The sequence below is a fragment of the Bacteroidales bacterium genome, assembly GCA_014860585.1.
Lineage (GTDB): Bacteria > Bacteroidota > Bacteroidia > Bacteroidales > 4484-276 > RZYY01.
The window spans coordinates 23670-31635 of the sequence record JACZJL010000142.1; the positions used below are offsets into that span (position 1 = coordinate 23670).

At 42.7% G+C, this 7966-nt stretch carries 4 protein-coding genes; 2 read left to right on the top strand and 2 right to left on the bottom strand.

Features of this window, described 5'->3' with window-relative positions; translation table 11 throughout:
• Window positions 1-20 precede the first annotated feature (20 nt).
• Both IH598_14630 and IH598_14635 read left to right on the top strand, forming a co-directional pair.
• Window positions 21-1772, top strand: coding sequence for a hypothetical protein (locus IH598_14630; protein MBE0639751.1), 1752 nt, complete (start codon window positions 21-23; stop codon window positions 1770-1772).
• A complete protein-coding gene (locus IH598_14635) occupies window positions 1769-2545 on the top strand; it encodes a DUF2971 domain-containing protein (protein MBE0639752.1) in 777 nt (258 codons plus the stop codon). Before IH598_14630 ends, IH598_14635 begins: the two co-directional genes overlap by 4 nt.
• Before the next feature lie 169 nt (window positions 2546-2714).
• Here IH598_14635 and IH598_14640 read toward each other — a convergent pair whose 3' ends face one another.
• Window positions 2715-5288 carry a hypothetical protein gene (locus IH598_14640; protein ID MBE0639753.1) on the bottom strand — a complete coding sequence of 858 codons (2574 nt, stop codon included), beginning with the start codon at window positions 5286-5288 and terminating at the stop codon, window positions 2715-2717.
• Window positions 5251-7966: T9SS type A sorting domain-containing protein (locus IH598_14645; protein MBE0639754.1), on the bottom strand; the 2716-nt coding region annotated here is incomplete at its 5' end. The genes IH598_14640 and IH598_14645, both read right to left, overlap by 38 nt.

Here is a 7966-nt window from a genome sequence, read left to right on the forward strand (position 1 = left end):
GGAAAAAAATGGTTTAGAAAATGAGTTACTGGAAAGAAATTTACACATATGAACAGTTACACTCGATTATAAAAAATGGAGTAATAACAGAGAGTTTTTGGGTTAGCAACTCGAGTGTTAACAAGCTGTTGGGCGTCAAAGAGATCAGAATTGGCCCATCTGGTATTGTACATTTCAAAAACCTTACTGACATTGGTGATCTGGAGTACATTGATTGTGAATTTTCCTTCTGGGGAAATATTAATAGTTTAAGAAAATTGAAATTTGTTGGAGGAACTCTCCGATTTGGTGCACCTATCAGGACTTTGGGAAATCTCAAGGAAGTTGAAGGTGATCTCAGGCCAACAACAAACGAACTGGAGGACTTAGGTGAATTGGTAAGGGTAGGTGGAACAGCTGATTTTAGAGGAATGATTCACCTTAAGCAGTTGGGCAAACTGAAAGAAGTTGGTGGAAATCTCAATCTGGTGAAATCACTGAAGGAAAAATATGATTTGGCAAAAATATCTGTAAAAGGTCGAATTGTTTTCTGGAATAAACCGTCAAAATATTACCAAGATGATTCTCTTATCAAAGACAGGACTCCACCACCCTGGGAGTACGTTAATCCTTACGAATTTGAAAAATATTTGGTAAAGCCAACTGCTCCTCAACTCGAGTTTTACGAATACTTCAAAAGCAATTTCCTATCAGGTGTCTTTGTTGACGTTGGTGGTATGAGAAACTACGTCAGGTATTTTATTTACGAGCAGCTTCAAGATTACCACAGACATCAAAATTTTGACATTTTAGCAAGAACATTTCAAGGGCTTAAAGAGCAGTATCCTGAATTATCACATGACGCTGATCGAATTGAAATAGCGATTGGAAGAGAACTGGGTATTCAGGAATATTTAGATAAAGTATTGTATCATGAAAAGTTTCTAAAATGGGATGAGTTCATACGTGAAAGTGTTGGAGAAAACCCACATGCACCGGAAGTAAAAAGTGATTATTATGACGATGTTGATCTCTTACAAATCCTCAAGATAGGTTTTAAGCAGGATACACTTACCGATTTTGGCAGAAAGAATGTAAATTCTATTCTATCGAATCTCATAAAAGCAATTAGAAGGATTGAAGAGGCAGAAAAGGAACCTTTTGCAAGACGATTTTTTAACAAAGGACAATACTATAAAGCTGTTGAAAACGGCGGAGCATTTAACTCAGAATATTATAAAGCTTTCTTTGAATCGGAAGAGTCATATAATGAGAAGTTGAATTTACATAATCAAAGATCCAAATACATTCCTGACCAAAATAAACAAAAACCAAACTATTTCCCTTACATCGTGATTTTTGCAATTGAAAGCTATTTCAAAACACTAGCAAGGGATTCCGAAAATTTTGTTAGGGAAAACAGAGGGTTACCAAAAATTGGAGAAGGATGGATAAATGAAACCAACTTGTTTTACAGAATCAAAGATGAATTTGCCGAACACGAAGTTGTACATCAGGGGCGGCCAAAATGGTTGGGTTTACAAAGATTTGATGTTTATTTTCCAAATGAGAATATTGCAATCGAATATCAGGGAGCTCAACATTATGAAGCTATAGACTACTTTGGTGGCGAAGAGGGTTTAAAGCAGACTGTTGATAATGATAGAATCAAGATGGAAAAGTGCATCAAAAACGATTGCATTTTGATTGAAGTTTTTCCCGATTATGATTTTGATGAGGTGAAAAAAAGGATCATAGATTCAATTCATTTAAAAAAACAACATAACAAATGAATAAGATTTATCACTATACCAGCTTAAATACCGCTATTGAATTCATCTTGCCAAAAATGAGATTACGTACAAATGGCCTGAAAAATATGAATGATCCTAAAGAGAATCAACTTTGGGCTTTTAGCTCTAAAAACATGGATTATCCTTCAATTTATCCTGAAACATTCTCCGAAGATAGATACATTGAACATCAATTCATGTTTGGTAATGAAATTAGGGAAAACATTCAAGCCATTTGTTTTGTCAATAATGAGGATAACAGAGCATGTTTTAACGCAATGATGTGGGCGCATTATGCTTCAAACCATCGTGGAGTTTGTTTAGAAATTGATGCGGATAGATTTATAGAAGAAAATAAAGAGGTGCTCATTAACTTTAAACTTGAAAAGGTCCAATATGGAAAACACGAGGATGTATTTATTGATTATAACAGGAGTATTAGTAAGGAAGCAAATATCTTGAAAATAATTGAAAGTAAATACCAATGCCTTTTCTTGCAAAAGTCAGTGAACTGGGAGCATGAAAAAGAAATTAGACTTTTGATTATTGGAAAAGAACATACTTATTTAACTATAGAAAATTCACTAACGGGAGTTTATCTGGGATTGTTTTTTCCATACGAGTATAGACCAAGCATTGATAAGCTCATATCAACAAAGAAGGCAACAATATTTGATGTTAGCTGGGAAAAGAATGATTTCTTAAGAGTAGAAAGATCAATGGGTGACTTTAGACCTTTGATTTTGAAAAAATTTCTTAATCACCCAAAATAATTCTTTTTGCCAACTGTCATCAGGCGAAGGAGCGGCTGGAGAGCACTGGAGTTCATGTATTTGACACATTAAGGGATTGATGAGTTTATTTTGAATCAACCCTGGGTTCGCAGCCCCGACCGAAGATAGAGAATGGCAACTTTGGGTTAGTATCTCGCTTCTGAAATTTTCATCGGCTGAGCTTCCGAATCAAAATTTTACCGCTGTAACTTTTTTCAGCAGCCTGAACTGTAAAAAAATAAATCCCATCTGGAAAAGCTGAAATATCAACCATCAATGTTTCATTCGTTGTCAATTTCTTATTCAGTTTATAAATTCGTATTGAAACAGGGCTGAAAATTTTCAAATCAACCTGACCGGGCAACTTCTCAAATTTAAAATAAACCACTCCGTCCGAAGGAACCGGAAAGACCTTCAATTCAGCACTCTCCGGAATAACGTCGATACCCGTGCAGTTATCCACCCCGATGTAGTCGTCAATAGTGAGAGTATCGAAGGTGATGCCGTTGGAAACGATAAGGGTGACGTCAAAAAATCCTATTTCCGGATAGACAACCGTTGGATTTTGGATTGCTGATGTTTCAGGGATGCCCCCTTCGAAAATCCACTCCCTCGAGACGATCATGCCGACGGAGTAATCAGTAAAGTGAATGGAATCGCCGCTGCAAACCTGGTTAATATCTGATTTAAACCATGCCGAAAGTGCCTGGGTATAAACCATCACCTCCGCTTCGTAGCGGTAATGATTGGGTTTGGTCACCACAACGTCAAGATGATCCGGATAATACTGCGGAGGGATGGGAATTGCGATCATTGCTCCGGTTCCCGTGGCAGACGCGATCAATTCACCATTTACCGATAAACCGATCAGCGACCCTACATCGGCCATGATTTCGAAAACATCAGTTCCTCCCACGATTCCCGGGTTATGCACAACGTTCATTTCCTGCGGCATTTCAGAATACAACGTGGTGTACACATCACCGAAATAATGAAACACATGGTAAGTCATCTCCTTTTGCGCCGGATTGATAGGATAAACACTGCTGTGAAGGTAATACTTGCCGGCTGCATTGGCCATGGCAGGTCGCAAAGCTGCATCTTCAAAAAATGAAGAGGTCTGAGGTAGAAAATCGGGGAAAAGACAATCCAGTACACCGAAGGCAAAAACATCGGAAACGAAGGTATACGTCACTTCAGAAGCTGCCAGAACACCAATGGCGCCTGAAGGATTTCCGTTGAAGGAATGTTTCAGGAAACGTTCGGCCAGGCAATCTTCGGCACCATTAAATTTTCCGGTCAGACTGCCCAGCGAAATCACCAGCAAAGGATCAGCATTGGTCAGACCATTGATATCCTGTACCGAGAATGGCGGTTCAATCCAACTTTGCCCGGCTGAATGTCCTTTGTGGATCAGAAAAAATGCCCCGCTGTTGATCCCTGCGATGAAATCCTCGGTGGCGCCGGCCCAGTTACAATTCACCTGGCCGGGCGTTTCGGGGATATAACCCAGCCCGTCAGGGCCAAACAGGTTGATGAGTTCCTGGGCGTAGGGCGAAGTTGACCATACCTCAGGCAACGGGTCGGGCGCCACATTGATCCGGTTGGCAGATTTACCGTGAACGATTTCGAAAAATCCGGCCAGCGGCTCGGTGACAAGTTGGTTGGTACTTGCCGTCACAAACTGGCAGGAGGTCATGGGATGATTGTAAAAACCGGGGGTTTCGGAAGGAAATCTCTCATAGCTGAGTATTTTTGAAACCATGTATTCAACTTCCGCAGCAGTTTTTGCCGGGATCCGCGATACGATGATATCCGGCAAATCATTTCCTGTTACGTCGGCATAGACATTGTCCGACGCACAGTAGTTGTTCCAAGCCGGCACTGCCACGCTGTTTATGGCAGAAGTTCCGTGATCGCCGAGAAGCAGCACTCCTGAAGGTGGGATATCCCAGGTGTAATAAGCATTGTCAATAAACCCTTCGATCAACTGGGCTGTGTTGCCCCCTATTTCAGCAAGGGTAACTACTTTGGTAAGGATTCCCTGCCCGGTTCTGAAATTGCGAAGTGAATCAGCCCATTGCTGAAAGACAGGGTCGTTGGGAGAAATGATCAGGTATTCGGCGCCAGTCTCCTTATGTCCTGGGTCAAACTTCCGGTTACAGGCAAGCTGATGCAGTGAACAAAAATTGATGATTTGCCTTGCCAAAACAGGATCAAACCAGCGGCTTCTCAAACGATCATCGCCAAATGTATCATCACCACCTTGAAATTCGATTTCTATCACTGCTTCGGTAAAAACGTCCAGATCGCCATATAAAGGATTGCTATGAGAAGGATGAACAGACAGCACAACTACCTGCACACCCCGGATCATTGTCACTTCAGATAATCTGATGAACTGGTCTGTTGAAAATCCATTTTCAAACAGGCTGACAGCACTGAAGTTAACCGCGGCAATTGTGGCTTTAGCGCCATCAGGCACTGCGATCATGGTCAGAAATTCAGGTTTTGATAGTTGAGTATCTGTTTTTAACGAAAAACCAATGATCACCTTTTCGGGTGAATGGCTGACCAACGTGAATGGTTTGTTTTCCGAATGATCCTCCCAAACCATCGGCGTATTTCCAAAAACAATCAGGGAAAAACAATGCTGCAGGATCAGGCTAAACAAAAGAATACACAATTTTTTCATCATCATATCATCAATTAATGACCAGCTTACGGAGCCATGTTTCATCATCAGACTCAACTTTAATAACATAGATGCCTTTCGGCCTGGCGGATAAATCAATAACTGAAGGCAAAGTTAACACTTTGCAGTAGATTTCCACACCGAATGCATTGGTAATGCCAACCTTTGCCTCCATCTGGTTACCCGAAACAGTAAAAATACCCTCTGCCGGATTGGGATAAATCTGAATGCCCATTTTACCTGTTTCTCCAACTGATGTGATGACATCGAGGAAAACATGAACAATGAAATACTGCGTGTTTTGCGCATTTGAAGCAACATCAACGGTTGCATAATGAAAACCTTCCACGAGGTTGGCGGTATTAATGGTCAATTCAATGGTTTCTGACGATTGCCCTGCAACCTGACCACTTGTGGGAGCGACAGCGAGCCATTCCTGCCTTTGCCCGGTTGAAGGTTCCATCTCCGGAAAAATATAACTGATTTCAAGTTCAAAATCCATCAGAGCGTCCGGATGCCCGGTATTTTGAATAAGGAACTGGTCGGTTAAGGTTTCCCCAATGATCAGCTCAACATTAAAACTCTCCGGTTCAACCTGAATCCACGAAATCGGCGCTGGAGAGCAGGCATCCGACAATGCCTCACCTTCGTCATAAACTGCACCAACAATATAATCCGGAATGTCCGGAGGAACAAGGCTGTCGGTGTATTCGAAGGTAGTGGGCGGCAAGGTGGCGATCCATTCAGCGTTGCGGTAAACATTGTAATTGTTCGGAATGAAATCTCTGGCTTTGCTGGTACTTCCGGGGGCCAAAACGCCGGCAATGTTCCAATTGTTATCATATCCAAAGGTAGTGCTTAATGAGTGCCAGGTCTGGCCATCAAACTGAATCATATCACCATAACCTGATATTGCCGGCCCACAGTCAGCGCCTGCGGGATAGTTCCAGGCAAGATCGGTCACTTCATAGCCTATCCAGTACCACTCGCCGGAAGTGATTGAAACGGGAGGTTCCAGCATCACAGTGTTCCATTGATCGGGAATGTAATCATCAACCGGTTGGCTATACAGCAGGTTTTCAGCTTGTTCCCCGGTCCAAACTTTCAATACGTAAATGGCTTCGGCAGAGGTTGGATAAAAAAGGAGGTGGGTTAATAACCAGCCGTTGAAGGCTGTTAAAAAATCCGGCGACCACCTTGCAGCAACGGAGAAGTGGGTTGTCCCTCCAATCCCGTCGCAGTTCTCCCCGCTGTCCCATCGAAGGGTTTCCATCACCGGGGGCATCCAGCTTAGTTCAACAGTTGAAGGATTGCTGAAAAAACACGAAAAATCGTTTACCGGAGGCAAAACGGGTGTGGGAAAAATCATAGCAGGCACCAGGTGCGGGCTTTCGGGCGCATTGCTGACAAACTTAAGAAAAGCACTATATCCGGAGGGCGAGGGAGGAAAATTTGAATCAAAGGTCACAAAGACCGGCATGGATTCCCCCGGGTCCAGGGTTCCATTCCGGGGTGAAACCGACAACCAGTCAATCGGCAACCCATTGTCAATATGAATATCAAAATCAACGCAATTGCCGTATTCACAGGTTTCGTAGGGGCCGTTTACCGGACTTTGCCGGTTGGTGCGTGCCCGCAGCACAAAGTTCCCTACGTTGGCAGTTGGTGGAACAGTAACAAAGAAAACATGCATGGACCCAGCATTGGGACAGACCGCATTGTCCAATAGAATTTCGTCAGGTGTCAGATCGAAATTATCATCATAATCAATCCAAACCGTAACATAAGTACTGTCATACCCGGCGGTAATAAAAAGCTTCTGCAGATTACCTGTTTCCATCCAATGCGCCTCATCGTCGAAATAATGGTACCAGGGTGGTTCCCCTGTACATGGAATATCCTGAATGTTTACATTGGACAGGCTCCAGTTGACAATCCCATCACCAAAAGTGCAGCCGGTGGTGTACAGATTTTCCATCGGGATGCCCGATCCTGTAGTGTTGTCTGGTGGATCATTTTCCGATTTTGTCTGAAGGATCGTGGAAATATTAAAATTCAGGATTTCATCACCGGTGTTGGTAACCATCAGAACTTCGGTGGTGATCATTGGAGCTGTGTGGTAAGTGATCACCACCTCAGGATCAAAACCGATCTGTGGAAGTGAAATGCCGGGAACATAAATCTGAACCTCGTCAGTAAACTCCGAGGGTATATTTCCATAAACAGCCCGCATTTTGTAACCGTAATTTCCCTGGTCCAGACCAGCATCCAGAAAATCATTAACCAGCGGCAAAGAGATCAGCAGGTTGTTATCCCTGAAAACCTCATATCCGGTCAGATCACGGTTGGCAGACAAAGCCGGATCACTCCATGTCAGTTGCACTGCATCATTGGCAGCGAGGCTTGTCTGCAAATTTACCGGCGGTGGGTAGTTGGATCCAATTCCACCGATGATTGAAGTATAAAAATCAAAACAATGACCATAGGTGTAAGTTTCGCAAGGATCAGTAACAGGGGCGTCCCTGTTGGTTCGTATTCTCGTTGTACGCCATCCATTGTCCGATGATATGGGAATATAGATAGGAACACAGTCAAACCATCCGGAATAAATAAAAACATCATCCAACACCAGTTCATCCGGTGTGAAGAGGAAGTCGTTATTAAAATCTATCCACATATCCAGAAAAAGATCGTAGGAACCACTGCCAATCCAGACACTATGCACC

Excerpts from the sequence above, each read along its gene's own strand:
- IH598_14630 (MBE0639751.1), top strand. The coding sequence starts at position 21 with ATGAGTTACTGGAAAGAAATTTACACATATGAACAGTTACACTCGATT.
- IH598_14635 (MBE0639752.1), top strand. The coding sequence starts at position 1,769 with ATGAATAAGATTTATCACTATACCAGCTTAAATACCGCTATTGAATTC.
- IH598_14640 (MBE0639753.1), bottom strand. The coding sequence starts at position 5,288 with ATGATGAAACATGGCTCCGTAAGCTGGTCATTAATTGATGATATGATG.